Genomic DNA, 299 nt, shown 5'->3' on the forward strand with positions numbered 1-299 from the left:
CTCGGCCGCGCGGAGGGACGACTTCACCGCGGTGGTCGCGCTCGACGCCGACGGCGCCCTGCTCGGGTTCGCGGCCGGCTGGACCGACACCGTCCTGACCGGCGGTGAGAACGCCTTCGAACTCGCCGAGCTCGTCGTCGTCCCCGGTCACCAGGGACGTGGCATCGGCCGCGGCCTCCACGACGCCCTGCTCACGGCCGTGAAGCCCGGGCCGGCCCTCCTCATGACCCTCGACGTTCCGGAACTGACGGACCGGTACGCGCGCTGGGGCTGGGCGGTGGCCGACCGGCGCCGCCCCG

1 protein-coding gene is annotated in these 299 nt (G+C 75.6%); it reads left to right on the top strand.

Features of this window, described 5'->3' with window-relative positions; genetic code table 11:
• On the top strand, positions 1-299 hold a 299-nt coding region (locus AOK00_RS07475), incomplete at both ends, for a GNAT family N-acetyltransferase (RefSeq protein WP_159041694.1).

Source organism: Streptomyces aureus (assembly GCF_001418135.1).
Lineage (GTDB): Bacteria > Actinomycetota > Actinomycetes > Streptomycetales > Streptomycetaceae > Streptomyces > Streptomyces aureus_A.